The sequence below is a fragment of the Methylosinus sp. H3A genome (genome assembly GCF_015709455.1).
GTDB lineage: Bacteria > Pseudomonadota > Alphaproteobacteria > Rhizobiales > Beijerinckiaceae > Methylosinus.
Window position 1 is genome coordinate 619,951 of sequence record NZ_JADNQW010000005.1, and the last position, 23,818, is coordinate 643,768.

Consider the following 23,818-nt stretch of genomic DNA (forward strand, 5'->3'; position numbering starts at 1 on the left):
CCCAACCCCACCAAACGTATCTACGAGTGATACAAGCGTCTTGCTTTCCGTATCGCTGAGCGATACATAAAGGCCGGTAACAAGGCTGCTCATGATCCGATCATTCCGGGATCCGGCGACTGAGGCTCTTTTCCGCGGGCGGCTTCCGAAGGGATATCCCGCGGACGTGTTCAAGGTGGCGCGGCGCAAGCTGGAAATGCTCAACGCCGCAGCTCGGCTCGACGACCTGCTCATTCCGCCGGGCAACCGGCTCGAGGCGCTGTTCGGCGATCGGGCCGGACAACATTCGATCCGCGTAAACGACCGCTGGCGCATCTGCTTTGTCTGGACCGACGCCGGCGCCGAACAGGCCGAGTTCGTCGACTATCACTGAGTAGGAGTAGAACCATGGCGAGCGAGATGGAGATCGTCGAGACGCTTCCGCCGATGCACCCGGGCGAAGTGCTACGGGAGGAATTCCTCGAGCCGCTCGGCCTATCCGCCGGGCGCGTCGCCAAGGCTTGCGGCGTGCCTCGGACGCGAATCGAGCGCATCGCCAGTGAAGAGATCGGGATCACCGGCGACACGGCGGCGCGGCTGGCCCGCTTCTTCGGCACAACGGCGGAATTCTGGTTGAACCTACAGGTTCGCTATGAGTTGGCGACGGTCGAGAGCGCCGCCAGCGCCGAGCTGGCGAAGATCACGCGGTTCGAGGCGACGGCGGCGATGAGGGCCCGCCCAGCATCATCGATCGCAAAAAAATTATAGCCGAACCGAAAACCGCAGCGACCCTTGCATCCGACCCCGCCAAAGCACGGGCGTCCTCGAGGACGCCCTATGGCGAGGCCACCTTGTCCCGCAGGCGGGAGAAGGAATCGCTCGTGCTTCTCGCCGGCTCCGAGAAATGCCCTAATGCTCTGTCTAGGATAATCGTAACGGAAGCGGGCTAGTCTGCTCGCACCGTGGCGCTTCGACCGAGGAGACATTTTCATGTGCGGCATCGTCGGCATTCTCGGACGCGAGCCGGTCGCGCCCTCCCTGGTCGAGGCGCTGAAGCGGCTGGAATATCGCGGCTATGACTCTGCCGGAATCGCCACGCTCGAGAAAGGCAAGCTCACGCGCCTTCGCGCCAGCGGCAAGCTGCGCAATCTCGAGGAGAAGCTCGCGGCCGCGCCTCTGCTGGGGACGAGCGGCATCGGCCATACGCGCTGGGCGACGCATGGGCGCCCGACCGAGACCAACGCCCATCCGCATACGAGCGGCGGGCTCGCCGTCGTCCACAATGGCATCATCGAGAATTTCCGCGAATTGCGCGAGGAGCTGACCGCCAAGGGCCATGTCTTCGCCACCGAGACGGATACGGAAGTGGTCGCCCATCTCGTCGGCGAGGAGCGCAGCAAGGGCGCCGGGCCGCGCGAGGCGGTTGCGGCCACGCTCGCTCGGCTCAATGGCGCCTTCGCGCTCGCCTTCCTCTTCGAGGGCGAGGAGGATTTGCTCATCGGCGCGCGCCGCGGCGCTCCGCTCGCCGCCGGCTGGGGCGACGAGGGCGTCTATCTCGGCTCGGACGCGCTGGCGCTCGCGCCCTTCGCGCGGCAGATCGCCTATCTCGAGGAGGGCGACCATGTCGTGCTGACGCGCGAGAAGATCACCTTCTACGACGCCTCCGGCAAAGAGTCCGAGCGCCGCCGACAGCCGTTGCAGGCCGGCTCCTTCCTCGTCGACAAGGGCAATTTCCGCCATTTCATGGCCAAGGAGATTCACGAGCAGCCCGAGGTCGTCGGCCGCACGCTCTCGCATTATCTCGATCTCTCCGCTGGCGAGGTGCGCCTGCCCTTCGCTTTGCCCTTCGATCCCAAAAAGCTCTCGCGCGTCACCATCTCCGCCTGCGGCACGGCCTATTACGCCGGGCTCATCGCGCGCTATTGGATCGAGCGCTATGCGCGGCTCGCGGTCGACATCGATATCGCCTCGGAGTTTCGTTACCGCGAGGCGCCGCTCGCCGAGAATGGGCTGATGATCCTCGTCTCGCAATCGGGCGAGACGGCCGACACGCTCGCCGCGCTGCGCTACGCCAAGGCGCAGGGCCAGCACATTCTCTCCATCGTCAATGTCGAGACCTCGACGATCGCGCGTGAGAGCGACACGATCGCGCCGACGCTGGCCGGCCCGGAGATCGGCGTCGCCTCGACCAAGGCCTTCACCTGCCAGCTCGCCGTTTTCGCTTGCCTCGCCATAGCGCTCGGCCGCGCCCGCGGCGTGCTGAGCGAGGCGGAGGAGAAGCGCCTGGTGCGCGAGCTAGCGGCGACGCCGGGCCAGATGGCCGCCGCCCTCGCCCGCGAGGCGCTGGTCGAGCCGGTCGCCCGCGATGTGGCGCGGGCGTCGAGCGTTTTGTATCTCGGCCGTGGCGGCGCCTTTCCGCTGGCGCTGGAAGGCGCGCTGAAGCTGAAGGAGCTGTCCTATATTCATGCGGAAGGCTATGCGGCCGGCGAGCTGAAACATGGGCCGATCGCGCTGATCGACTACGCCATGCCGGTGATCGTTCTCGCGCCGCCGGACGCCACGCTGGAGAAGACCGTCTCCAATCTACAGGAGGTCGCCGCGCGCGGCGGCCATCTCATCCTCATCGGCTCGGCGGCGGCGCGCGAGGCCGCGGCGGCCGAGCTCGCCGGCTTCATCGAGCTGCCCGACATGAGCGGCGCCTTCGCGCCGCTGGTCTATGCCGTCCCCGTGCAATTGCTCGCCTATCATGTGGCGGTGTTCATGGGGAAGGATGTCGACCAGCCGCGCAATCTGGCGAAGAGCGTGACGGTGGAGTGAAGCGCGTTTGGCTCGAATACACCCACGCCCTCATCCTGAGGCGCTTTTTGCGGAACGCAAAAAGCCTCGAAGGATGCTCCAGGAGGCGCGGCGGCCCATCCTTCGAGACGGCCCCTTCGGGGCCTCCTCAGGATGAAGGGGTGAGTTCGCCGCGAGGCGCGGCGCTCGACCCGAAGTCGCGTCACAGCCGCTCGATCTTGCGCGCCGCCTCGTCGATGAGATCGGCGACCTGGAACAGCAGCTCCTTATCGGCCTCGCCGCCGAGCCTTTGCGCCAGCACGGTCTTCAGATTGCCCATCGCCCGGAAGACGGGCCCGGCGTCCACCGATGCGCTCTTGGATCGCAGCGCCTCGAAGCGGGCGAGCGCCGCCTCCGCCTCCTTGCGATTTTCCGTCAGATGGGCGGAGCCCGCCGACGTGATCGCATAGAGCTTCTTGGCGCCTTCCGTCGCCTGCACCGCGACTTGCCCCAGCTCCTCGAGCAGAGTCAGCGTCGGATAGACGATGCCGGGGCTCGGCGCATAGGCGCCGCCGGTGCGCGTCTCGATCTCGCGAATAATGTCATAGCCGTGCCGGGGCTCGCTCTCGAGCAGCAGCAGGATGACGAGACGCAGCTCGCCGCCCTCGAACATGCGCCGCCGCCCGCGGCCGCCGCGCTCGCCTTCGCCGGGACCGAAACCGCCATGACCGAATCCACCATGACCGAAACCGCGACGCCCGCGTCCGCGATCGCCGAAGGATTCGTCGTTTCCGCCGCGCATGCCACGCATCTGCTCGAACGCCGGATGCTCGCCCGGACCCCAGTGCCTGTGTCGATGGTTCATAAATATGTCTCCTTTTGTTTAGACGTATCTAAGATATATCTTATAACAATCTGGTCAAGCCCCGCGCCTGAAATTCGAGGCTCCGAACTCGGGTGAGCGCTTTCCAACGTCATGGCCGCGCTCGTCGCGGCCATCCACGCCGCGCCGACCCTGAAAGCGAAGAACATGAGCGGAACATCGCCGCCCCTTCTCCCCGCGTGCCGCAATGTCACGGCGTGGATGCCCGCGACGAGCGCGGGCATGACGCGGCAAAGGGATTGTCGACCTGGATTCGGGGCCCTGGGGCCGTCATCGCGCGAATTGACAATGCGAAACCTCTCGCAACACTCGCCCTTCGGATAGGAGGGCCCGATGCTGAAAGGTTCTTGTCACTGCGGCGCCGCCCATTGGACGCTCGAGGGCGATCCCGGCTCGGCCACCGCCTGCAATTGCACGCTCTGCCGCCGCTATGGCGCGCTATGGGCCTATGATTACGAAGGCGAGCGGATTCGCATTTTCGGCGAGACCCGCGCCTACACGCGCATCGGCGTGGCCGCGCCCGCTCTCGAAATCCGTTTTTGTCCGACCTGCGGCTGCGTGCTGTGCTGGCGCGGCCTGCGCCTCGACGCGGACGGCCGCCGCCGCATGGCGGTCAATCTCCGCCTCGCGCCGCCGGAAGAGGTGGCAAATCTGGCGATCGATTATTTCGACGGGCTGGAGACATTCGACGATCTGCCGGGGGATGGGCGATGTGTGCGGGATTTGTGGTTTTAGGGGTGGGCGATGCACGCAGGGGAGTTTCGGTTTGAATTTCCGTTCGTGACCCGAAGGGGACGTTCGCTGAATAGCCACGGGCACCGGTGTGGATGACAAGGGCTCGCTGCATGTGGTTTGTGGATCAAATACCATCGCACTTATATCACTGCAAAAGTCTAACTCGGCTCTTTTCACCGTGGCTAAACGAGGCGACAATAGGACATGGGCGCTAGCAAACGATACAAAGGGAAGGATTGTGCCTACTGCGGTAAGCCTAGCTGCTCATCAACCAACGACCATGTCATTGCAACATCGTTTTTCCTCGACACTGAGCGCGGGGCGGGCTTGCGGATACCTCAAGTTGCTGCATGTAAATGTTGCAATAATGAAAAGTCCAAGCTTGAGCTTTACATCGGTAGTACACTCTTGATCGGAAGCAGACACCCAGAAGCGAACCGCTATCGCCGTGAGAAAGTCCAGCCTCGGCTTGATCGGAACCGGAAGCTTCGGAAAGAGTTGAACATCGATGCGCCGCCAGTTTTGACTAAGATCAACGGAATTTTGCAGCCGATGCACGCAATTATGATCGATGCCGACAAGATTAGCCGACTCTTACAGTTAATTGTAAAGGGCCTCTATCGTCATCACTACGGCAAGCCGCTTCCTCATGAAATGGCCCCTGACGTGTCCATGATCCGCCCCGAGGCTGAGGCCTCCGTGTGGGCCAGCGTTTCCCATCTCTTCCCTCCAGAAGCGCCCCGCGTGAATTGCGACCTGGGGCGCGGCAGCTTCAGATACTCCGGGGTACAGAGTCCCATGAACGAAGGATTTACTGCTTGGATGATTGGCCTGCACGGTCAGATTCCCCTTCACGGTGAAGACGGTTCTGCCGATCATTGGTGGTGTATGACCAGACCGATCCCGGAAGCGGTCGCCGCGGCGCGAAGTCACGCGGCCAGCCCCTGTGAGGGTAAGTAACAACGAATAAATTCGCTTAGCCGGCCAGTATGGAACCCTGCGGGCGAACGACCGGTTATGGCGCGACCTCGCCGTTCGTGAACGTAGCACGAGGGCGAGCTCCAGTAGACGCCGCATGAAGGTTTCCTCGTCCTTCGAGACGCCCGCTGGGCGGGCTCCTCAGGATGAGGAAACCTTCACCCGATCGCGCTGCTTCCCCTCCCCCGCTTGACTCCCGCCCCCGCCATGCGCCACCCACGCCGCATGAGCACGCCCTTCGACGACATCCGCCTTCTCCTCGCCGACCTCCCCTCCCCCTGCCGCGACAGCGTCGACGCCGTGCGGCGGCGGGACGCCGAGCTCACCAAGCCGCCGGGGGCGCTCGGGCGGCTGGAGGAGATCGTCGAATGGCTCGCCGCCTGGCAGGGCCGCGCCCCGCCTGCGATCGAGCGGCCGCTCGTCGCCGTCTTCGCGGGAAATCATGGCGTCGTGGCCAAGGGCGTCTCCGCCTTTCCCGCCGCCGTGACGCGGCAGATGCTCGATAATTTCACCGCCGGCGGCGCGGCGATCAATCAAATCTGCAAGGCCCATGGAATCGGCCTCAAAGTCTTCGAGCTGGCGCTCGACCATCCGACGCGCGACTTCACCGAGGCCCCCGCGATGGAGGAGCGCGAGGCCGCCGGCACGCTGCTCTATGGCATGGAGGCGGCAGACGGCGGGATCGACCTGCTCGCGCCGGGCGAGATGGGCATAGGCAACACCAGCTCGACGGCGGCGATCTACGCCGCGCTCTATGGCGGCCCCGCGAGCCGCTGGACCGGGCGCGGAACCGGCCTCGACGACGCGGGCCTTTCCCGCAAGAACGCCGTCATCGATTCGGCGCTGGACTTCCACGCCGGACATTTGTCCGATCCGCTGGAAATCTTGCGCCGGCTCGGCGGCCGCGAGATCGCCGGCATGATGGGCGCGATTCTCGCCGCGCGGCGCAATCGCGTCCCCGTGCTGCTCGACGGCTATGTCGCCTGCGCCGCGGCGGCGCTGCTGCACGCCATGGATGCGGACGCGATCGCCCATTGCCTCGCCGGCCATGTGTCGGCGGAGGGCGCGCATAGAGAGGTGCTGGAGCGGCTCGGCAAAAAGCCGCTGCTCGATCTCGGCATGCGGCTCGGCGAGGGCTCCGGCGCGGCGCTGGCGATCGGCCTCGTCAAGGCGGCGCTCGCCTGCCACAGCGGCATGGCGACCTTCTCGAGCGCCGGCGTCAGCGGCAAGGACGCGTGAACCTCACGGCGCAGTCGCCGCGGCCTTGCGGCGCTTCACCTCCGCGCGCATCAGATCGAGGCATTCCTTCGTCGAGGCCATGTCGAGCGCCGTGAGTCCGAGATCGGTCTCGAAGGAGGGGTCGGCGCCCGCCGCGATCAATTGCGCCACCGCGCGGGCGCGGCCCGAGGAGGCGGCGAACATCAGCGGCGTCGCGCCATTCACATTTATGTGCTGAATGGCGATCCCGGCGCGGATCAGCAGCGCGATATTCTCCTCTATCTCGCCGACGCAGGCGAGCCACAGCGCCTGATTGCCGTCCACATTGGTCGCATGGAGATCGGCGCCCGCCTGCAGCAGCTCGGCGACCAGCGCGGGCGGCGCGACGCGCGCGGCGACCATCAGCGGCGTCACATTGTCCTTGTTTCGGCCCGCGACGTCGCCGGGCGAGAAGCCGTGCTCGGCGAGGAAGGCTTCGAGCGCCGGGCTCAAAGCGACGGACGCAGGGGCGGTCCGCTCGGCCAGCGCCCAGGCCTCATAGCCGCCGTCGAGGCTGTAGACGTCCCGAAAACCCTGCTCGACGAAATATTTGGCGTAGGCCTGGCTGGAATTGCCATGATAGCAGCAGAAGACGACCGGCCGGTCCTTCGGCGTCAGCGTGACGAAGGAGGAGATGTTCTCCCGCGTCGCCAGCTCGGCCCCGTCTATGTGCCCGCGCGCGAAAGACTCCGGATCGCGCACATCGATGACGAGCGCGCGGCCGCGGCCGATGATATCGCGCGCCATGGTGACGTCGATCCTGCGAAAACTCGCCTGCTGCATTGCCGCATCTCTCCCTTTCGATCGCCCGCGGGACATGCGAAGTCGGGGCCAACAGACGCCGAGCCGCGTCTCAGGGACCGCGCGCGCTGGTTTTCGGCGCCTCGCTCGGCTAGGCTCGCGGGAGGAGGCGAGCCATGCGCAATTCGGCGGAGGAGGAGAATTTCGAGGACCGGGCCAGGCTCGACGGCCGCATCGCGCTGGCGATCGCGACTTTCGCCTCCGCCTATGGACTCGTCGCTCTGCTCGACCGCGTCGGCGCGCCGGAGCGGCTGGTGGCGCTGGTCTCACCCTATTTCACCGTCGTCGCTCTGGCGGCGCTCGGTTTCCTACTGCATTCGATGCGCGTCTCCTTCTACTACGCCGCGGGACGGGCGGCGCCGGCCGCCTACGCCGGCTTCGCGCAGGCGGCGCTCGTCGCCGGCCTCGCGGCGCCTTTCGCGGCGCGGCTCACCGGCGCCGGCTCGCCGCTCGGCGTGACGCTCGGCCTGCTGCTCGGGGTCGCGCTCATCGGCGCGGCGACGGGGCCGATGCTGCGCAAGACCGGGGCCTTCTCGCTTTCGGACCTGCTGGCCGCGCGCTTTTCCCGCATGGAGCCGCGGCTCGGCATGATCGTCGTGGCCGCTCTCACCTCGGCGATCGTCGCGCTGGCCGGCTATCAGACGGCGGTGGACGCGCTGGTCGGCTTCACCGGCGCGGGACGGCCTTTCGCGGCCTTTTTCATCGGCGCGGCGATCCTGCTGATCGCCGGGCCGGGCGGCGTCGGCGGCGTGCTGTGGAGCGCCTGCGCCGCCGCCGGCGTGCTCATCGCGGGCTTCGCCCTGCCGCAGATCGCCCTGATGCTCGAAGGCTTTCCGACTCCCTTGCCGCTCGTCGGCGACGAGGCCGCCTGGAGCGAGGCGGCGCGCATCATCGAGAGTTGGCGGCTCGCCCGGCCGGCGCCCCTCGCTCTCGAGATCACCACGGCGCTCGGTCTCGCGCTCGGCTTGGCGACGCTGGCGCCCGCCCTGGCCCCGGCCGTGGCGACGAAAGACGCGGCGGCGGCGCGACGGGCCGGCGTCGCGGCGATGTTCTGGACGCTAGTCGCGGCGGCGCTGATCACGGCGACGGTCGCCTCCTCGGCGTTGATCGTCTCCCATGTCGTCGTCGGCCAGACGCCGGAGCGGCTGCCGGACGCCATCTATTCCGCGAGCGCCCACGATCTCGTGCAGATCTGCGGCGCGAAGGTCGACGGTCCGGCGCAGGCGCGCGCGGCCTGCCTCGTCCGCAAGCTGCCGCCGGGCGCGCCGCTGCGCCCCGCGGATATTTCCGTGCGCGCGGAATATCTCATCGGCGGTCTGCCGCAATTGGCCAAGCTCGGCGCGGCGCTCACCGGCCTGCTCGCCTCCGGGATCATCGCCGCGGGCCTCGCGCTGGCGAGCGCCAGCCTGCACGCCTGCGCCGCCGCCGTCGGCCATGACGCGCTCTATCGGCTGCGCGCCGAATCCGCTCTGACGAGCCGCCGCCTCGCGATCACCCGGCTGGCGCTGGTCGGGGTCACGGCGCTCGGCTCGGCGACGAGCGCCGCCAACGCCATAGACGCCCGCACTCTGGTCGGGATCGCGCTCGCTCTGTCGGCGGCGGGTCTGGTTCCGCTCGTCGGCCTCGCGCTGTTCGCGCGCGCTCAGGACCGGGACGCGATGATCGGCCAATTGGCCGGCCTCGCGACCATGGCGGTGACGCTCGTCTTCGACCAGGCGCCGCCGGACATCGAGCAGCTGGCCTGGGCGGGCCTCTGCGGCGCCATCGCGGGTCTGCTCGCCGGAAGCTTTTCGGCGGAGGCTTTTTCGCAAGAGACGCCGGAATCGCGCAATTTCGTCGATGAAATTCTGCGCGGCGACGGAAATGTGCTGCGCGAGGACAAGGGCGTCTGAGGCGCCGCCGGATCAGCCGCCGGAGAGCGCCAACGCCAAAGGCATGGTGACGCCGGCGACGAGCGTCTGCACGCTGATGATGCCGGCCGCCACGCGATGATCGCCGCCGAGCAGACGCGCCATTATATATAGGCGGACGGCGTGCAGGGCAGCGCGCTGAACAGCACCATTCCGCTCAGCGTCGCGTCGTCCAATCCGAGCCCCGCCCCGATCCAATAGGCGAAGAAGGGCAGAGCGACGAGCTTCACCGCGGAGGACTGCAGCACGGGGCCGAAAGAGACGCGCGCCGCGCCGAGATCGAGACCCGCGCCGACCGAGAGCAGGCCGAGCGGCAGAGAGGCGGCGCCCAGAACATGCAGCGTGTCGAGCGCGACGGCCGGCAGAGGAAGACCCGACACATTCGCCAGCGCGCCTGCGAGCACGGAGACGACCACCGGATTGCCGGCGATCGAGCGCGCCAAACGACGCGGGTCGGCGCTCTTCTGCTCGCCATAGAGGGCGAGGATCAGGATCGAGAGAATATTGAACAGCGGAATGGCAATGGCGATGGCGATGGATGTCGCCATCAGCCCCGGCCGGCCGAAAACGGCGGAGGCCGCGGCGACGCCGACATAAGTATTGGGTCGCACCGCCCCTTGCAGGACGGAGGAGAAGGTCGGCCCGGCCTGCGGACGCCACAGCCGGCCGGCGAAGATCAGCGCCCCGCCCGCAGTCGCCGCGCCGAGCACTGTCGCGGCGATGGCGCGCAGCGGCAAATCGGCGAGATCGGCCGTCCCGATCTGAGCGAACATCAGCGAGGGAAACAGGCAGAAATAATTGAGCCGCTCGCAAGGAAGCCAGAACTCTTCCGCCAGCAGGCGGCGATGGCGGAGCGCATAGCCCAGAAAGATCAGAAGGAAAATCGGCGCGAGCGCCGTGAGAACGGCCGACATGTAAAATGCGTCTCCTCACCCCGGCGGGGCCCAAGCGGACAAAGACCTTCAAGTGACTGTTATACTGATGATTTGTGACAGCGATCAAATGGATATAAAACCTTGCTGGAGCGCTTCCGGCGGAAATAATCGCTCGATATCCCGCCACGACGAGCAGAGTTTTCTCTTTCGCCCCGTAGCGACGCGGGGTCGAACCAGCCCCCGGCCGGCACGGAGCCGCGCCCCTATCCTTCCCCCCCTTTTCTGCTATAAGCCGCTCGCGCGCTCGGGTTTGCCTGGGCGGCTCCGCTCGCGGCGACCCTCGCTGGACGACATCCCGGCCCCGGCCGCGGCCTGCGGACCAACCACCATCAGAAAAGGACTTTACCGATGTCGATCACGGCAGAGCGCAAGCAGGCGCTCATCAAGGAATATGCGACCAAGCCGGACGACACCGGCTCGCCCGAGGTGCAGGTGGCCATCCTCACCGAGCGCATCACCAATCTGACCGGGCATTTCAAGACCCATGTGAAGGACAATCATTCGCGTCGCGGTCTCTTGAAGCTCGTGTCGCAGCGCCGTCAGCTGCTCGATTATGTGAAGTCGAGGGACGAGCCGCGCTACCGCTCCATCATCGAGCGTCTCGGCATTCGCCGCTGAGCCTGCGCCGCTGAGCTCACGCCCGCCCGGCGGGCGAGCCTCGAAAGAGGCCGACAGAAAGCGAGATCGCGGTTCGCCGCGATTTCGCGTATGAAAAGAGAGTTCGGCCGATCGATTCGTCGGCCGCTTCATTACCGGAAGGGATGCGCGAAAGGGCGGCCCTTCCCCATCGTTCGGCGGGCGGCATAGGGCCGCGCCGCCGTACCCTCGGCAGGATCGTCATGGCAGGATCGCCGGACGCTGCGGCGAGGATATTTCGAAGCGTTCGCGGCTTCGCGTCTCGAAAATCCCGCCCCGCAGCCTCTCGCCGTCTTGCCCATGACGCCTCGCCCGCACCGACGCGCGATGAGGCGCGTCATGAGAGAAAGACGAAAGACATGTTCCAGATCCATCGCGAAGAGCTCGACTGGGCGGGTCGCACGCTGGTGCTCGAGACGGGCAAGATCGCCCGTCAGGCCGACGGCGCCGTATTCGCCAGCTGGGGCGAGACCACCGTGCTCGCGACCGTCGTCTCGGCCAAGGCGCCCAAGCCCGGCCAGGACTTCTTCCCGCTGACCGTCAACTACCAGGAGAAAGCCTTCGCCGCCGGCCGCATTCCCGGCGGTTACTTCAAGCGCGAAGGCCGCCCGAGCGAGCGCGAGACGCTGATTTCCCGCCTCATCGACCGTCCGATCCGCCCCCTGTTCCCCGACGGCTATCGCAACGACACCCAGGTGATCGTGACCGTGCTGTCGCACGACCTCGAGAATGATCCGGACATTCTGGCCATGGTCGCGGCCTCAGCCGCCCTGACGCTCTCCGGCATTCCCTTCATGGGCCCGATCGGCGGCGCGCGCGTCGGCTATATCAACGGCGCGTTGAAGCTCAATCCGACCATTGAGGAAGCCAAGCTCTCGACGCTCGACCTCGTCGTCGCCGGCACCTCCGACGCCGTGCTGATGGTCGAATCGGAGGCGCAGGAGCTCTCCGAGGATCTGATGCTCGAGGCGGTGATGACCGGCCATCGCGGCTTCCAGCCGGTGATCGACGCGATCATTCGCCTCGCCGAGCGCGCCGCCAAAGACCCGCGCGACCTCGTGGTGGTCGACAAGTCCGAGGTGAACGCGGCCGTCGCCGCCCTCGCCGAGGCCGAGCTGCGGCATGCCTATAAGATCACCGTCAAGCAGGACCGCTACGCCGCCGTCGACGCGGTGAAGGGCAAGGTGTTCGCCGCTCTGCTGCCGGAAGGCGAGGCGCAATTCTCCAAGGAGGCGGTCGCCGAGGCCTTCCACGATCTGCAGGCCAAGGTCGTGCGCTGGAACATTCTCGACGACGGCATTCGCATCGACGGCCGCGACGTGAAGACGGTGCGCCCGATCGTCGCCGAAGTGGGCGTGCTGCCGCGCGCGCATGGCTCGGCGCTGTTCACCCGCGGCGAGACGCAGGCGCTGGTCGTCGCGACGCTCGGCACTGGCGAGGACGAGCAATTCGTCGACTCGCTCGAGGGAACCTATAAGGAGCGCTTCCTGCTCCACTATAACTTCCCTCCCTACTCCGTCGGCGAGACCGGCCGCATGGGATCGCCCGGCCGCCGTGAGATCGGCCATGGCAAGCTCGCCTGGCGCGCCATTCGCCCGATGCTGCCGGCCGCCGCCGAATTCCCCTACACGCTGCGCGTCGTCTCGGAGATCACCGAATCCAACGGCTCCTCGTCGATGGCGACGGTGTGCGGCTCCTCGCTCGCGCTGATGGACGCCGGCGTGCCGCTGAAGAAGCCGACGGCGGGCATCGCCATGGGCCTCATCCTCGAGGGTGAGCGCTTCGCGGTTCTGTCCGACATTCTCGGCGACGAGGATCATCTCGGCGACATGGACTTCAAAGTGGCCGGCACGTCGGAAGGCGTGACCTCGCTGCAGATGGACATAAAGATCGCCGGCATCACCGAGGAGATCATGCGCGTCGCTCTCGCCCAGGCGCGCGACGGCCGTCTGCACATCCTCGGCGAGATGTCCAAGGCGCTCACCACCTCGCGCGCCGAGCTCGGCGAGTTCGCGCCGCGCATCGAGACGTTGAAGATCCCCACCGACAAGATCCGCGAAGTGATCGGCACCGGCGGCAAGGTCATTCGCGAGATCGTCGAGAAGACCGGCGCCAAGATCAATATCGAGGACGACGGCACGGTGAAGGTCGCCTCTTCCGACGCCAATTCGATCAAGGCGGCGATCAATTGGATCAAGTCGATCGCCTCCGATCCGGAGGTCGGCCAGATCTATGAGGGAACCGTGGTGAAGACCGCCGATTTCGGCGCCTTCGTCAATTTCTTCGGCGCCAAGGACGGCCTCGTCCACATTTCGCAGCTCTCCAAGCAGCGCGTGAACAAGACGACTGATGTGGTGAAGGAAGGCGACAAGGTGAAGGTGAAGCTGCTCGGCTTCGACGATCGCGGCAAGGTGCGCCTCTCCATGCGCGTCGTCGATCAGCAGACCGGCGAAGACCTCGAGGCCAAGGAAAAGGCCGAGGCCGCCAACGCCGGCGAGTGACACGACAGATAGGGCTCGCCCGGCGGGCCCTCATCCGACCCTTGCTTCGCAAGGGCCACCTTCTCCCGCAAGCGGGAGAAGGAAACGCCCTTCTGTTCTAGTATGTCGGAGCTGAGACGGCGGTCTCGACGCGCGACTCCTTCTCCCGCCTGCGGGAGAAGGTGGCCCGGCAAAGCCGGGTCGGATGAGGGCCCGCTCAGCGACCGATTTCATCGGAGCTTTTTTCGAATGCGCTTTCGTCTCGCCTTTCTCGCCGCCGTCCTTTTCGCCCCCTTCCCCGCTCTCGCCCAAACGCCCGGCCTCGAGCGCGTGCTCTCGGCGACGACGCTCTTTCTCTCGGATGGCGGCGGCTATGATCTGGCTCTGCTCGTCGACAATCTCGACGACGGCGCCGATCTCTATGTCTATCTCGGCCTCGAGCGGAACGCGCTCGTCGCCGGGGCCAAGCCGAGCTTGGTGAAGAAGAACGCCGCCTGGGCCGGCTCCATGGCGGGAACGCGGCCCTCGCTCGCCGTGAACGACAAAGGCTCGCTGCTCGTCAAATCCGAGAATGACTCGATCGGCCGCGACCGCTGGAGCCAGACATTGACAGTGGTGCGCCGCAATGGCGCGCTTGTCGTGGCCGGCCTCACCTATACGGCGCGCGACACGCTCGACCCCAACGCCGGCGGAAGCTGCGATCTCAACTTCCTTTCCGGCAAGGGGACGCGCAACGGCAAGAAGCTGGAGATCAAGGCGCAGACCATTCCGCTCGCCGATTGGTCGGACGAGAAGCTGCCGAAAGAGTGCAAGTTCTGACCGCGCCGGCGCTTCGTTCACTCTCCCTCCGGAAAGCGGATGCCAATGTCCTCCGCCCTTGCTAAGGAAGGGCCGCAAAAGAGGGGCAAAGGCGTGAACGAGGCGGCGAAAACCGATTTTTCGAGCGGCGACGCTCTCGACGCGATATTGGCGTCGTTCCAGCGCGCGGGCTTTGCCCGCTGCGAGCCGGCGATCCTGCAGCCGGCCGGCGTCTTCCTCGACCGCTCGGGCGAGGATTTCCGCGGCCGCCTCTATCTCACCAGCGACGCCGCCGGGGCCGACGTCTGCCTTCGGCCGGAATTCACCATTCCCGTCTGCCTCGCCTATCTCGCTTCGCCGGCGGCCGCCGCGCCCGCCAGCTTTGCCTATGGCGGCACGGTGTTCCGCTTCCCCGCAGAGGGCGAGGCGGGGACAGGCGAGCTGTTGCAGGCCGGGCTCGAGAGCTTCGGCCGCGACGATCGCGAGGCCGCCGACGCCGAAATCCTCGCCGCCGCGCTCGAGGCCGCCGCCGATGCGGGCGGCGGCGCGCTCGATGTCGAGACCGGCGACGCCGGCCTCGTCTCGACCTTTCTGGACCGGCTCGACCTGCCGCCCGCCTGGCGCCGGCGCCTCGAGACGGGACACGCCCGCGGCGAATCCCTCGCCGAGATTTTCGCTCCCCCCGCCAATGGCAAGGAGCACGCCGGCGTGCTCGCCGCGCTCGAGAAAGTGGACGCCAAAGAGGCGCGCGCGCTCGTCGAGGATCTGCTCTCCATCGCCGGCATATCGCCGGTCGGCGGCCGCAGCGCCGGCGAGATCGCCGAGCGCTTTCTCGATCAGGCAGCTCTCGCCGGCGGCGCTGGGGTGAGCGCCGAGACCCATGCGCTGGTCGACGCCTTCTTCGCCGTGCAGGGCCAGATCGACGAGGCCTCCGCGGCGCTGCGCAAGCTCGCGGCCGACGCCTCGCTCGATCTTTCCGCGGCGCTCGATTCGCTCGACACGCGCTCGGGCTTTCTCGCCGCGCGCGGGGTCGATCTGGAGCGCGTGCGCTTCTCGGCGAGCTTCGCGCGGCGGCTCGATTATTACTCGGGCTTCGTCTTCGAGGCGCGTCTCGAGCCCGCCGGTCCGCCGCTCATCGGCGGCGGCCGCTACGACCGCCTGCTGAAGACGCTCGGCGCCAAACAGGACATACCCGCCGTCGGCGCGGCCATATGGGTCGATCGCCTCACGGCGCGCAAAGGACGCGCGGCATGACGCCGACCGACAGACTGATCGTCGCCGTTCCTTCCAAGGGGCGGCTGCAGGAGAACGCCAACGCCTTCTTCGCCCGCGCCGGCATAGAGGTGACGCAGGGCCGCGGGGCGCGCGACTATCGCGGCCAGCTCGCCGGCGTCGAGGACGCGGAGGCGGCCTTTCTCTCGGCCTCCGAGATCACAGCGCGGCTCGCCAGCGGCGACGTGCATCTCGGCGTGACGGGGGAAGACCTCGTGCGCGAGACGATTCCCGATGCGGCGAGCAAGGTGGAGATTTTGGCGCCGCTCGGCTTCGGCAAGGCCAATGTGGTTGTCGCCGTTCCGCAGGCCTGGATCGATGTGCGGAGCATGGCCGATCTCGCCGATGTCTCGGCCGGCTTTCGCGCCCGCCATGGCCGCGGCCTGCGCGTCGCCACCAAATATGTGCATACGACGCGCCGCTTCTTCGCCAAGCATGCGGTCGGCGATTATCGCATCGTCGAGAGCTCCGGAGCCACCGAAGGCGCGCCGGCGGCGGGCTCCGCCGATCTCATCGTCGACATCACCACCACTGGCGCGACGCTCGTCGCCAATGCGCTGAAGACGTTGGATGATGGCGTGATCCTGCGCTCGCAGGCCAATCTCGTCGCCTCGCTCGCCGCGCCCTGGACGCCGCGGGCGCGGGAGGCGGCGCGAATCATTCTCTCGCGCATAGCCGCCGAGGAGCTGGCGCGTACGACGCGCGAGATCCGCGCGCGCCTGCCCGCGCTGGACGATGCGCTGATCGCAGAGGCGGCGGAGAAATTTTCCGTCGAATTGCGCGAGCGCGGCGACGGCGGCTTCGCGACTTTCTCGGCCCCGGCGGAGTCCGCGCCGCAATTCGCCGATTGGCTGATCGCCAAAGGCGCGCGGACGGTGACCAGCGCGCGGCTCGACTATGTGTTCAGCGCCGAAAACGCGCTGTGGAGCCGGCTGCAGGGGCGGATTTGACCGGGTTTTAGCCCGAAGAGTCGAAGGCCGTCACTCTTTCCCATTTTGAGAAATCGCCGATAATCGGCTTCGTCCCCGGCGCTGGCGGAGTGGCGCGACGCGCCGGGGACCCGAAAGCCGAACTCGTTACAAAGCGGCTTCGGACGCCCGCCGGCTTCGACGCGCCGGCGGATGTGCGAGGACGGTCAATGCGTGTGGCGTAATAGCAACAGCAACGCGATCGGATTCGTCGTCACATAGCGCAAGAACAGCCGGCCGGGCTCGAGCTGCAGACGGAACGCCCATTCCAGGCCAGCCTTCTGCATCCACTTGGGGGCGCGCTTCTTGGCGCCGGCCAGGAAATCGAACAGGCCCCCAGATGTCTTGATCACTTTGACGTTTCCAAGGCGATCGCTCCACTTGGCCACGAATTCCTGCTCGCGCGGCACGCCCAGCGCGAGCCAGACGATATCGGGCGCGAGCTCGTCGATCTCGTCGATCTTGCGCTCCAGCTCCTCGCCGCTGAGATAGCCATGCGAGCGGCCGACGATGCGCAGGCCCGGAAAGCGGCGCTTGGTGACCTCATAGGTCGCGCGATTGATCTCTTCCGTCGCGCCATAGAGGTAGAAGGTGACGCCCTCGCGCTCAGCCATTTGGGCGACGAGCGGATAGAGATCGGTCGTCGCCACGCGCTCCGGCAGCGCCCGCGCGCCCAGGAGACGGGAGGCGAAGACGAGCGGTTGGCCGTCGGCGCTGATGAGATCGGCTCGATCGACGAGCTCGGCGAAATCGCGGCTGGCGCGGCGGCGCGCCAGCACCTCGCCATTGACGGAGGTGAGATAAAAGGGCCCGCTCTCCCGCGCGGGGCGGCCTGCCGCCTCGATCATCAGCCGCGCGGTCTCGGCGAGATCGAGACGCGCGATGCGCGCGCCGCCGACGATGACCTCCTCGATGCCCTGGAACGCCTGGTTACGCTGGAACGACATGAATACGCTACCCTTTTTTACGCCTTGCCGTCCCGTTTCGAAACGCGGATGGCAATGTCGAAGGATAGGCTGAGAGATGTGTGCCAGAGAAAATCGGGGCTCGGCTGTGCGGATTCGAAACGCGCTGAGGACGCGTCCCGCCGCGAGAGGGGCGTCATTCCCGCCCCACGGCCCCGGATTGCTTCGCTGCGCTCGCAATGACGCGGCGCTATCGAATCATTGTCCCGGACTCCGGGTGAGGCCTGCCGCCTGCCTCGAATGACGACAATTGCGCGGCCGGCTCAGACCGGCCGGCCCACCGGCGATGGATCGCTGTCGAGCCGGGCGAAGAGGAGATGGTCGCGCCATTGGCCGTTGATATTGAGATAGGCCCGCGCGAAGCCCTCCTGCTTGAAGCCATTGCGCTCCAATAGGCGGATAGAGGCGGCGTTGGACGGCAGGCAGGCGGCCTCTATGCGGTGCAGGCGTTGACGATTGAAGGCGTAGTCGAGCGCCGCCCGCACGGCGCGGGACATATAGCCCTTGCCGGCATAGGGCTCGCCCATCCAATAGCCGAGCGTCGCCGCCTGGGACACGCCGCGCCGCACATGGCCGAGCGTCAGCCCGCCGACGAGAACATCATCCGCCTCGCGGAAGACGAAGAAGGAATAGGCCTCGTCGCGGGCCATCTCCTCGGCATGACGACGCACGCGATAACGGAAACTCGCGCGGGTGAGATCATCCGAGGGCCAGCTCGGCTCCCAGGGCGTCAAAAAGGCGCGGCTGCGCTCCCGGAGCGAGGCCCAGGCGACGAAATCGCGCATCTCCGAGCCGCGGAGATAGACGCCATCGCCGCGCAGCGCCAGATCGCGATAGGCGGGGACGAGGCCGAAGAGCGCCATGGCCGTCCTCTCACGCCGCTGCGCGCGCCGCGCGGGCGCGCTCGGAAATAAAGGTCGCGACCTTCGTCACATCATTGTCGAGCACGGTGAAGCGCTCCTGCGCGGTCAGAATATGCGCGAGATGCTCGGGCAGCGGCGGCCTCTTGCCGATCGCCTTCTCGACCGCATCCGGGAATTTCGCCGGATGGGCGGTGGCCAGAGAGATGATCGGAGTCGAGGGGTCGATGGCCAGACGCTTTCGCGCGGCATGCACGCCGGTCGCCGCATGCGGATCGAGAATATAGCCGGTCTCGCGATAGGTGCGGGCGATCTCTTCCGTCGTATCCGCCTCATATGCGGAGCTCGCCTCGAACTCGGCGCGAATGGATTCGAGCGGCGCCGAAGCGACGGTGAAGCCCTTCGACTGCTCCAGCGCGCCCATGAGCCCACGAATCTGCGCGGCGTCGCGACCATAGGCGTCGAACAGCAGACGCTCGAAATTGGACGAGATCTGAATATCCATGGACGGCGATTGCGTCGGCGTCACCTCACGCAATTCATAGCGCCCGGTCGCGAGCGTGCGCGCGAGAATGTCATTGGCGTTCGTGCCGATGACGAGGCGGCCGACCGGCAGGCCCATGCGCTTGGCCACATAGCCCGCGAGCACATCGCCGAAATTGCCGGTGGGGACGGCGAAGCTCACTTCGCGCGCAGGCGCGCCGAGCGCGACGGCGCTGGTGAAGTAATAGGCCGTCTGCGCGACGACGCGCGCCCAATTGATGGAATTGACCCCCGCGAGTCCGACGCTCTCGCGGAACGGACGATCACGGAACAGCGATTTCAAGATCGACTGCGCGTCGTCGAATGAGCCTTCGAGAGCGATGGTGTGGATATTGTCGGCCGCCACCGTCGTCATCTGCCGGCGCTGCACATTGGAGACGCGCTCATGCGGATAGAGGATGAAGACGTCGACGCGCTCCAGCCCGGCAAAGGCCTCGATCGCCGCCGCCCCGGTGTCGCCGGAGGTCGCGCCGACGATGGTGGCGCGCAGATCGCGTCTCGCCAGCACCGCATCCATCATGCGCCCGAGCAATTGCATGGCGACGTCCTTGAACGCCAGCGTGGGCCCGTGGAACAGCTCGAGGACGAAGAGATTTTCGGCGATCTGCGTCAGCGGCGCGATGGCGCGATGGCGGAAGCCCGCATAGGCGCCATGCGTCAGCGCGCGCAGCGCCTCGCCGGTGAAGGCCTCGCCGAGGAAAGGCGCGATGATGCGCGCGCTCGCCTCTTCATAGGGAAGCCCGGCGAGAGCTGCGATGTCGCCGCGCCCCAGCTCCGGATAGGAGATGGGCGCATAGAGACCGCCGTCGGAGGCGAGGCCGGCGAGGAGAATTTCTTCGAAGGCGAGCTCGGGAGCTTCGCCGCGTGTGGATATGTAGCGCACGGCGTCTCTTCTAACCCGCCGACCGGGCGCCGGGAAAGTCCGAAGGCGCCGAAAGTGGGCGAGAGCCGGTCTTCGCGCCCTTTGCGTCTTCGCGGGGTTTTCGTCGCCGAGACGCCGCGCGCGCGACGAATGGCCGCGTCAGCGCTGCTTCAGCCGCCCCGCCGCATAGAAGGCGAAGCCGCCGGCCACCGCCGCCGCCAGCGAGAACCAGGTGATGGCGTAGGAGAGGTGATTATTGGCGAGCTCGATATTGTGATCATAGACGCGCGGCAGGCCATGCGCCGGCGCGGCGGGGTCTAACTCCAGAATGAAAGGCGCGGCGTCGGAAAGGTTCAGATAGGCGGCGAGAGCGCCCGCGTCGCTCGTGTAGAAAAGCCCCTCCTGCGGCGAATCGGCGGGCGTGAAGAGATTGCGCGCCTGCGGGCCGCGCAGCAGGCCGGTGAGCGCGATTTTGCCCGAGGGCTCGCGCTTGCGCGTCGCGTCCCCGCGCAGGGAGAGCGGCAGAAAGCCGCGATCGACGAGCACGGCCCCGCCGTCGTCGAGCAGGAAGGGCGTGATCACGCGATAGCCCGGCTCCACGCCCGCGCCCGACGGCGGCGGCGAAAAGATCAGCGCCTCGCGCGCGAGATCGAAACGGCCAAAGATGCGCGCATGGAGGAAGTCATAGTCATTCGGCGAGAGATTCGTCCATTGTCCTCGCGGCGGGGCCTCGGCCGGCGCGGCCGCGGCGCGCGTCTCCACGCGGGCGATCAGCGCCTCTTTCCAGGCGAGGCGACGCAGCTGCCAGACGCCGAGGCCGGCGAGCAGCGCCACCATGACCGCGGTGAAGAGCGCCGGCCCGAGAAGAGCGCGCGCCTCAGTTCTCATCGGCCCTGTGGCCTTCCTCCGCCTTGTTGAAATATTGCAGCGCGATCAGCAGACTCTTGGCTGGCCGCAGCAGGCCGGCGCAGACGATGACCGTCAGCGGCAGAAAGATCAGCCCATGCACCCAATAGGGCGGCGAATAGGCGACTTCGACATAGAGCGCGGCGCCGACGACGATGAAGCCGGCGATGGTCATCACGAAAACGGCCGGCCCGTCGCCCGAATCGGCGAAGGCGAGATCGAGCCCGCAGACCTCGCAGGCGGGCGCGAGCTCCAGGAAGCCGCTGAACACATGCCCCTTGCCGCAGCGCGGGCAGCGACCGAGCAGGCCGGCGACATAGGGCGAGACGGGAGGATATTCGTCGGCGGCCATGATTGTCCTATCCCTTAGAGCGTTTCCAGCCGAAGTGGACACCGGTTCGGCGTTGGAGGCGCGTCAAAACAAAAGCATAGAGTCTTTCCGTGTTTCAATGAAACACGGAAAGACTCTAGCGAGGGCGAGAGGGCGTCGAAACGTAAGAAGCGCCGACGTTCCCCGCCGGCGCTTCTTTCAGAAGCCGAAATGGGCCCGGTCGCTCATTCCATATGGCCGCCCCAGTTGCCCCACACGTAAATGGAGGCGAACAGGAACAGCCAGACGACGTCGACGAAGTGCCAATACCATGCGGCGAACTCGAAGCCGAGATGCTGCTCGGGCTTGAACTGGCCGACATAGGTGCGCACGAGGCAGACGATGAGGAAGATCGAGCCAACGATCACATGGAAGCCGTGGAAACCGGTCGCCATGAAGAAGGTCGCGCCATAGACCGAGCCTTTGAAGGCGAAGGGCGCATGGGCGTATTCATAGGCCTGCACGCAGGTGAAGATGAGACCGAGCGCGATGGTGGCGAGGAGGCCCTTCTTCAGCGCGCCGCGATCATTGTGCAGCAGGCCGTGGTGGGCATAGGTGAGCGTCGCGCCGGAGGTCAGCAGGATCAGCGTGTTGAGCAGCGGCAGATGCCAGGGATTGAGCACCTCTATCCCATGCGGCGGCCACACGCCCTGGAACAGCTCGGTGCGCGTGACCATCTGCGGATCGGCCGGGAAGATCGCCGAATTGAAGAAGGCCCAGAACCAGGCGACGAAGAACATCACCTCGGAGAGGATGAAGAGGATCACGCCATAGCGGTGATGCAGCTGCACGACCGCGGTATGATGCCCCTCGTGCTCGGCCTCGCGAATGATGTCGCCCCACCAGGACCACATGGTGAAGAGAATGCCCGCGAAACCGGCGCTGAACAGGAGCGGGGCGCCGATCTTGACGCCGAGCAGCGGCAGGCCCTTCATCCAATAAATGGCGCCGATCGCGGTGAACAGCGCGGCGATCGAGCCGACGAGCGGCCACGGGCTCGGATCGACGAGATGATAATCGTGATTTGGTTTCGCGTGTCCGTCCGACATGTTCATTATCCTCGAGATTTCGCCGGCCGGGCCGGTCTCGTTCACTGGGCTCCATTCGCTAGGGATGGTTCGCCCCGCCGCGGACGCCCCCCGTCGCATTCTCGTTTTCTTCTCAAGACTTCGGCTTCGTCGCCTGCTCGCTCGCCGCCTCCTTGGGCTTCTTGGTGGCGAAGAAAGAATAGGAGAGCGTGATCTCCTCGACGCGATTCATCGTCTCGTCGGCCTCGAGCGCCGGATCGAGGAAGAACACCACCGGCCATTCGGCGCTCTCATGCGGCGCGAGCTTTTGCTCCGAGAAGCAGAAGCAGGCGAGCTTGTCGAAATAGGCGCCGGCCTGGTCCGGGCTGACATTATAGGCGGCGACGCCGCTCGTCTCGCGATCGGAGAGATTGACGACCTTGTAATAGACCGTCGCCGTCTCGCCCGTGCGGACCACGATGCGGGGCGTCTCCGGCTCGAAGCGCCAGGGCAGATCGCGCGCGACATTGGCGTCGAACCGCACGCCCAGCCGCCGCTCGCCGGGCTTGGCCGGCGCGAGCTTGGCGACCTGCGTGGTGCCGCCATAGCCCGTGGCCGAGCAGAAGGCGCGATAGAGCGGGACCGAGGCGAAGGACAGGACCAGCATGGCCACGGAGCCGACGAGCAGCATCCCTGCGCCTTTGCCGGCGCGGCGTCCGCCCTGTTTCTCTGTGCGATCCTCGCTCATGCCGACCTCACCCCGCCCGCGGAACGACGTTGCCGCCGAGCTTCACAATGGTGACGAAATAGAAGAGCGCCACGAATAGCGCCACGGCGACGCCGATCGCTATGTTGCGCGCGCGGCGGCTCTTCGCTTGCTCGGGCGTGAGGACGACGCCCTCTCGCCGCTCGGATGTGTCTTCGGGTCGACCGATCGTCATGGGTTCCTCCGCTCAAGCGAGCCAGGACGAGAGGACAATAAGCCTCTCGACCACCAGAACCATGAACAATAGGGACAAATAGACGATGGAGAAGAAGAAGAGGCGCATCGCGGCGCGGCGCGCCGGCTCGCCGTCCCGGCGCAGATAGACCTCGATGGCGCAGGCGATCAGCGTCGCGCCGAGCAGCAGCGCCACGACGCCATAGACCGGCGAGGCGAAACCCAGGAGATAGGGCGCGACGCCGATGGGCGCGAGCGCGATGGAATAGGCGAGAATCTCGAGCCGAGTGCGCGTTTCGCCACGCACATTGGGCAGCATGGGAATGCCGGCGCGGCCATATTCCTCGCGCTTGACCAGCGCCAACGCCCAGAAATGCGGCGGCGTCCACATGAAGATGATGCCGAACAGCACGACGCTGGAGAGATCGACGGCGCCAGTCGCCGCGGCGAAGCCGACGACGGGCGGCAGAGCGCCGGCCGCGCCGCCGATGACGATATTCATCGGCGTCGAGCGCTTCAGCCACATCGTATAGACGACGACATAGAAGAAGATGGTGAAAGCGAGCAGCGCCGCGGCCAGCCAATTGGCGACGAGGCCGAGCGTGAACACCGCCATGATGGACAGGAACAGGCCGAAGGCGAGCGCCTCCTGGCGGCCGAGCCGGCCCGCCGGAATCGGACGGCGGCGCGTGCGCGTCATCAGCCCGTCGATATCGGCGTCGTACCACATATTGAGCGCGCCGGACGCGCCGGCGCCGACGGCGATGGCGAGCAGCGAGGCGAAGGCGAGGAAGGGGTGCGGCGCGGAGGGCGCCAGCAGAATGCCGGCGAGCGCCGTGAACACGACGAGCGACATCACACGCGGCTTCAGCAGAGCGAAATAATCGCCGGGGGCCGCGACGGGCGCGCGCGGGGCCGAAGCGTCGTCGATGATGAAGGAGGCGTCGCTCATTCTCGT

General features: G+C 66.6%; 24 protein-coding genes. 12 read left to right on the top strand and 12 right to left on the bottom strand.

The features are described from left to right. The first annotated feature begins 91 nt into the window (after positions 1–91). The 3 genes from IY145_RS06030 (at position 92) to glmS (ending at position 2,796) form a co-directional block, all read left to right on the top strand. On the top strand, positions 92–373 hold the full coding sequence (locus IY145_RS06030) for a type II toxin-antitoxin system RelE/ParE family toxin (RefSeq protein ID WP_196407371.1): 282 nt from the start codon (positions 92–94) through the stop codon (positions 371–373). Between the two features lie 14 nt (positions 374–387). Further along, on the top strand, positions 388–747 hold the full coding sequence (locus tag IY145_RS06035; protein WP_196407372.1) for a HigA family addiction module antitoxin: 360 nt from the start codon (positions 388–390) through the stop codon (positions 745–747). Positions 748–969: 222 nt separating this feature from the next. Continuing rightward, positions 970–2,796, top strand: coding sequence for a glutamine--fructose-6-phosphate transaminase (isomerizing) (glmS, locus tag IY145_RS06040; protein WP_196407373.1), 1,827 nt, complete (start codon positions 970–972; stop codon positions 2,794–2,796). Positions 2,797–2,977: 181 nt separating this feature from the next. Here the strand turns inward: glmS and IY145_RS06045 are convergent, their stop codons facing one another. Further along, a complete protein-coding gene (locus tag IY145_RS06045; RefSeq protein WP_196407374.1) occupies positions 2,978–3,619 on the bottom strand; it encodes a PadR family transcriptional regulator in 642 nt (213 codons plus the stop codon). A 351-nt stretch (positions 3,620–3,970) separates the two neighbouring features. Here IY145_RS06045 and IY145_RS06050 point away from each other — a divergent pair, with 351 nt between their 5' ends. From IY145_RS06050 to cobT, 3 genes are all read left to right on the top strand, one after another. Beyond that, positions 3,971–4,372 (top strand): GFA family protein, encoded by a 402-nt coding sequence (locus tag IY145_RS06050; protein WP_196407375.1) that lies wholly within the window; start codon positions 3,971–3,973, stop codon positions 4,370–4,372. A 204-nt stretch (positions 4,373–4,576) separates the two neighbouring features. Then, positions 4,577–5,332: a hypothetical protein gene (locus IY145_RS06055; RefSeq protein ID WP_196407376.1), complete on the top strand. Its 756-nt coding sequence runs from the start codon at positions 4,577–4,579 to the stop codon at positions 5,330–5,332. A gap of 243 nt (positions 5,333–5,575) precedes the next feature. Continuing rightward, the gene (gene cobT / locus IY145_RS06060) at positions 5,576–6,589 is read left to right on the top strand and encodes a nicotinate-nucleotide--dimethylbenzimidazole phosphoribosyltransferase (protein ID WP_196407377.1); all 1,014 of its coding nucleotides are present in this window, start codon (positions 5,576–5,578) and stop codon (positions 6,587–6,589) included. 3 nt (positions 6,590–6,592) lie between these two features. Here cobT and glpE read toward each other — a convergent pair whose 3' ends face one another. Then, a complete protein-coding gene (glpE, locus tag IY145_RS06065; protein ID WP_196407378.1) occupies positions 6,593–7,390 on the bottom strand; it encodes a thiosulfate sulfurtransferase GlpE in 798 nt (265 codons plus the stop codon). 134 nt (positions 7,391–7,524) lie between these two features. Between glpE and IY145_RS06070 the strand changes: the two genes are divergently transcribed. Beyond that, entirely contained in the window at positions 7,525–9,300 is a 1,776-nt protein-coding gene (locus IY145_RS06070) for a symporter-like protein (protein ID WP_196407379.1), read from the top strand. A gap of 122 nt (positions 9,301–9,422) precedes the next feature. Here the strand turns inward: IY145_RS06070 and IY145_RS06075 are convergent, their stop codons facing one another. Then, complete coding sequence (locus tag IY145_RS06075) at positions 9,423–10,232, bottom strand: AEC family transporter (protein ID WP_246721800.1); 810 nt, start codon at positions 10,230–10,232, stop codon at positions 9,423–9,425. 369 nt (positions 10,233–10,601) lie between these two features. Between IY145_RS06075 and rpsO the strand changes: the two genes are divergently transcribed. The 5 genes from rpsO (at position 10,602) to hisG (ending at position 16,389) form a co-directional block, all read left to right on the top strand. Next, positions 10,602–10,871, top strand: a complete 270-nt coding sequence (rpsO, locus tag IY145_RS06080; protein WP_018266720.1) for a 30S ribosomal protein S15 — start codon at positions 10,602–10,604, stop codon at positions 10,869–10,871. A 377-nt stretch (positions 10,872–11,248) separates the two neighbouring features. Further along, positions 11,249–13,390, top strand: coding sequence for a polyribonucleotide nucleotidyltransferase (pnp, locus tag IY145_RS06085; protein ID WP_196407380.1), 2,142 nt, complete (start codon positions 11,249–11,251; stop codon positions 13,388–13,390). Positions 13,391–13,618: 228 nt separating this feature from the next. Next, positions 13,619–14,188, top strand: a complete 570-nt coding sequence (locus IY145_RS06090) for a hypothetical protein (protein WP_196407381.1) — start codon at positions 13,619–13,621, stop codon at positions 14,186–14,188. A gap of 45 nt (positions 14,189–14,233) precedes the next feature. Further along, on the top strand, positions 14,234–15,421 hold the full coding sequence (locus IY145_RS06095; protein WP_210332628.1) for an ATP phosphoribosyltransferase regulatory subunit: 1,188 nt from the start codon (positions 14,234–14,236) through the stop codon (positions 15,419–15,421). Further along, positions 15,418–16,389 carry an ATP phosphoribosyltransferase gene (gene hisG, locus IY145_RS06100; protein ID WP_196407382.1) on the top strand — a complete coding sequence of 324 codons (972 nt, stop codon included), beginning with the start codon at positions 15,418–15,420 and terminating at the stop codon, positions 16,387–16,389. The genes IY145_RS06095 and hisG overlap by 4 nt, the downstream gene beginning before the upstream one ends. 185 nt (positions 16,390–16,574) lie before the next feature. On the opposite strand, the gene IY145_RS06105 is transcribed toward hisG, so the two are convergent. The 9 genes from IY145_RS06105 to IY145_RS06145 all read right to left on the bottom strand — a co-directional run bounded on the left by IY145_RS06105 (position 16,575) and on the right by IY145_RS06145 (position 23,812). Then, positions 16,575–17,354 (bottom strand): WecB/TagA/CpsF family glycosyltransferase, encoded by a 780-nt coding sequence (locus IY145_RS06105; RefSeq protein WP_196407383.1) that lies wholly within the window; start codon positions 17,352–17,354, stop codon positions 16,575–16,577. Between the two features lie 281 nt (positions 17,355–17,635). Continuing rightward, positions 17,636–18,235 carry a GNAT family N-acetyltransferase gene (locus IY145_RS06110; RefSeq protein WP_196407384.1) on the bottom strand — a complete coding sequence of 200 codons (600 nt, stop codon included), beginning with the start codon at positions 18,233–18,235 and terminating at the stop codon, positions 17,636–17,638. Positions 18,236–18,245: 10 nt separating this feature from the next. Next, on the bottom strand, positions 18,246–19,658 hold the full coding sequence (gene thrC, locus IY145_RS06115; RefSeq protein WP_196407385.1) for a threonine synthase: 1,413 nt from the start codon (positions 19,656–19,658) through the stop codon (positions 18,246–18,248). Between the two features lie 138 nt (positions 19,659–19,796). Further along, on the bottom strand, positions 19,797–20,525 hold the full coding sequence (locus IY145_RS06120) for an SURF1 family protein (RefSeq protein WP_196407386.1): 729 nt from the start codon (positions 20,523–20,525) through the stop codon (positions 19,797–19,799). Beyond that, positions 20,515–20,895 carry a DUF983 domain-containing protein gene (locus tag IY145_RS06125; protein WP_196407387.1) on the bottom strand — a complete coding sequence of 127 codons (381 nt, stop codon included), beginning with the start codon at positions 20,893–20,895 and terminating at the stop codon, positions 20,515–20,517. The genes IY145_RS06120 and IY145_RS06125 overlap by 11 nt, the downstream gene beginning before the upstream one ends. Before the next feature lie 203 nt (positions 20,896–21,098). Further along, positions 21,099–21,962, bottom strand: coding sequence for a cytochrome c oxidase subunit 3 (locus IY145_RS06130; RefSeq protein ID WP_196407388.1), 864 nt, complete (start codon positions 21,960–21,962; stop codon positions 21,099–21,101). A 112-nt stretch (positions 21,963–22,074) separates the two neighbouring features. Further along, positions 22,075–22,668, bottom strand: coding sequence for a cytochrome c oxidase assembly protein (locus IY145_RS06135; RefSeq protein WP_196407389.1), 594 nt, complete (start codon positions 22,666–22,668; stop codon positions 22,075–22,077). 7 nt (positions 22,669–22,675) lie between these two features. Then, a complete protein-coding gene (locus IY145_RS06140; RefSeq protein WP_196407390.1) occupies positions 22,676–22,861 on the bottom strand; it encodes a hypothetical protein in 186 nt (61 codons plus the stop codon). Positions 22,862–22,873: 12 nt separating this feature from the next. After that, positions 22,874–23,812: a heme o synthase gene (locus IY145_RS06145; protein WP_196407391.1), complete on the bottom strand. Its 939-nt coding sequence runs from the start codon at positions 23,810–23,812 to the stop codon at positions 22,874–22,876. Between the last annotated feature and the right edge of the window lie 6 nt (positions 23,813–23,818).

Excerpts from the sequence above, each read along its gene's own strand:
- IY145_RS06120 (WP_196407386.1), bottom strand. The coding sequence starts at position 20,525 with ATGAGAACTGAGGCGCGCGCTCTTCTCGGGCCGGCGCTCTTCACCGCG.
- IY145_RS06055 (WP_196407376.1), top strand. The coding sequence starts at position 4,577 with ATGGGCGCTAGCAAACGATACAAAGGGAAGGATTGTGCCTACTGCGGT.
- cobT (WP_196407377.1), top strand. The coding sequence starts at position 5,576 with ATGAGCACGCCCTTCGACGACATCCGCCTTCTCCTCGCCGACCTCCCC.
- IY145_RS06140 (WP_196407390.1), bottom strand. The coding sequence starts at position 22,861 with ATGACGATCGGTCGACCCGAAGACACATCCGAGCGGCGAGAGGGCGTC.
- glmS (WP_196407373.1), top strand. The coding sequence starts at position 970 with ATGTGCGGCATCGTCGGCATTCTCGGACGCGAGCCGGTCGCGCCCTCC.
- IY145_RS06030 (WP_196407371.1), top strand. The coding sequence starts at position 92 with ATGATCCGATCATTCCGGGATCCGGCGACTGAGGCTCTTTTCCGCGGG.
- IY145_RS06090 (WP_196407381.1), top strand. The coding sequence starts at position 13,619 with ATGCGCTTTCGTCTCGCCTTTCTCGCCGCCGTCCTTTTCGCCCCCTTC.
- IY145_RS06130 (WP_196407388.1), bottom strand. The coding sequence starts at position 21,962 with ATGTCGGACGGACACGCGAAACCAAATCACGATTATCATCTCGTCGAT.
- IY145_RS06045 (WP_196407374.1), bottom strand. The coding sequence starts at position 3,619 with ATGAACCATCGACACAGGCACTGGGGTCCGGGCGAGCATCCGGCGTTC.
- rpsO (WP_018266720.1), top strand. The coding sequence starts at position 10,602 with ATGTCGATCACGGCAGAGCGCAAGCAGGCGCTCATCAAGGAATATGCG.
- IY145_RS06070 (WP_196407379.1), top strand. The coding sequence starts at position 7,525 with ATGCGCAATTCGGCGGAGGAGGAGAATTTCGAGGACCGGGCCAGGCTC.
- hisG (WP_196407382.1), top strand. The coding sequence starts at position 15,418 with ATGACGCCGACCGACAGACTGATCGTCGCCGTTCCTTCCAAGGGGCGG.
- pnp (WP_196407380.1), top strand. The coding sequence starts at position 11,249 with ATGTTCCAGATCCATCGCGAAGAGCTCGACTGGGCGGGTCGCACGCTG.
- IY145_RS06135 (WP_196407389.1), bottom strand. The coding sequence starts at position 22,668 with ATGAGCGAGGATCGCACAGAGAAACAGGGCGGACGCCGCGCCGGCAAA.
- IY145_RS06125 (WP_196407387.1), bottom strand. The coding sequence starts at position 20,895 with ATGGCCGCCGACGAATATCCTCCCGTCTCGCCCTATGTCGCCGGCCTG.
- IY145_RS06050 (WP_196407375.1), top strand. The coding sequence starts at position 3,971 with ATGCTGAAAGGTTCTTGTCACTGCGGCGCCGCCCATTGGACGCTCGAG.
- IY145_RS06095 (WP_210332628.1), top strand. The coding sequence starts at position 14,234 with ATGTCCTCCGCCCTTGCTAAGGAAGGGCCGCAAAAGAGGGGCAAAGGC.
- IY145_RS06145 (WP_196407391.1), bottom strand. The coding sequence starts at position 23,812 with ATGAGCGACGCCTCCTTCATCATCGACGACGCTTCGGCCCCGCGCGCG.
- IY145_RS06105 (WP_196407383.1), bottom strand. The coding sequence starts at position 17,354 with ATGTCGTTCCAGCGTAACCAGGCGTTCCAGGGCATCGAGGAGGTCATC.
- IY145_RS06035 (WP_196407372.1), top strand. The coding sequence starts at position 388 with ATGGCGAGCGAGATGGAGATCGTCGAGACGCTTCCGCCGATGCACCCG.
- IY145_RS06075 (WP_246721800.1), bottom strand. The coding sequence starts at position 10,232 with ATGTCGGCCGTTCTCACGGCGCTCGCGCCGATTTTCCTTCTGATCTTT.
- glpE (WP_196407378.1), bottom strand. The coding sequence starts at position 7,390 with ATGCAGCAGGCGAGTTTTCGCAGGATCGACGTCACCATGGCGCGCGAT.
- IY145_RS06110 (WP_196407384.1), bottom strand. The coding sequence starts at position 18,235 with ATGGCGCTCTTCGGCCTCGTCCCCGCCTATCGCGATCTGGCGCTGCGC.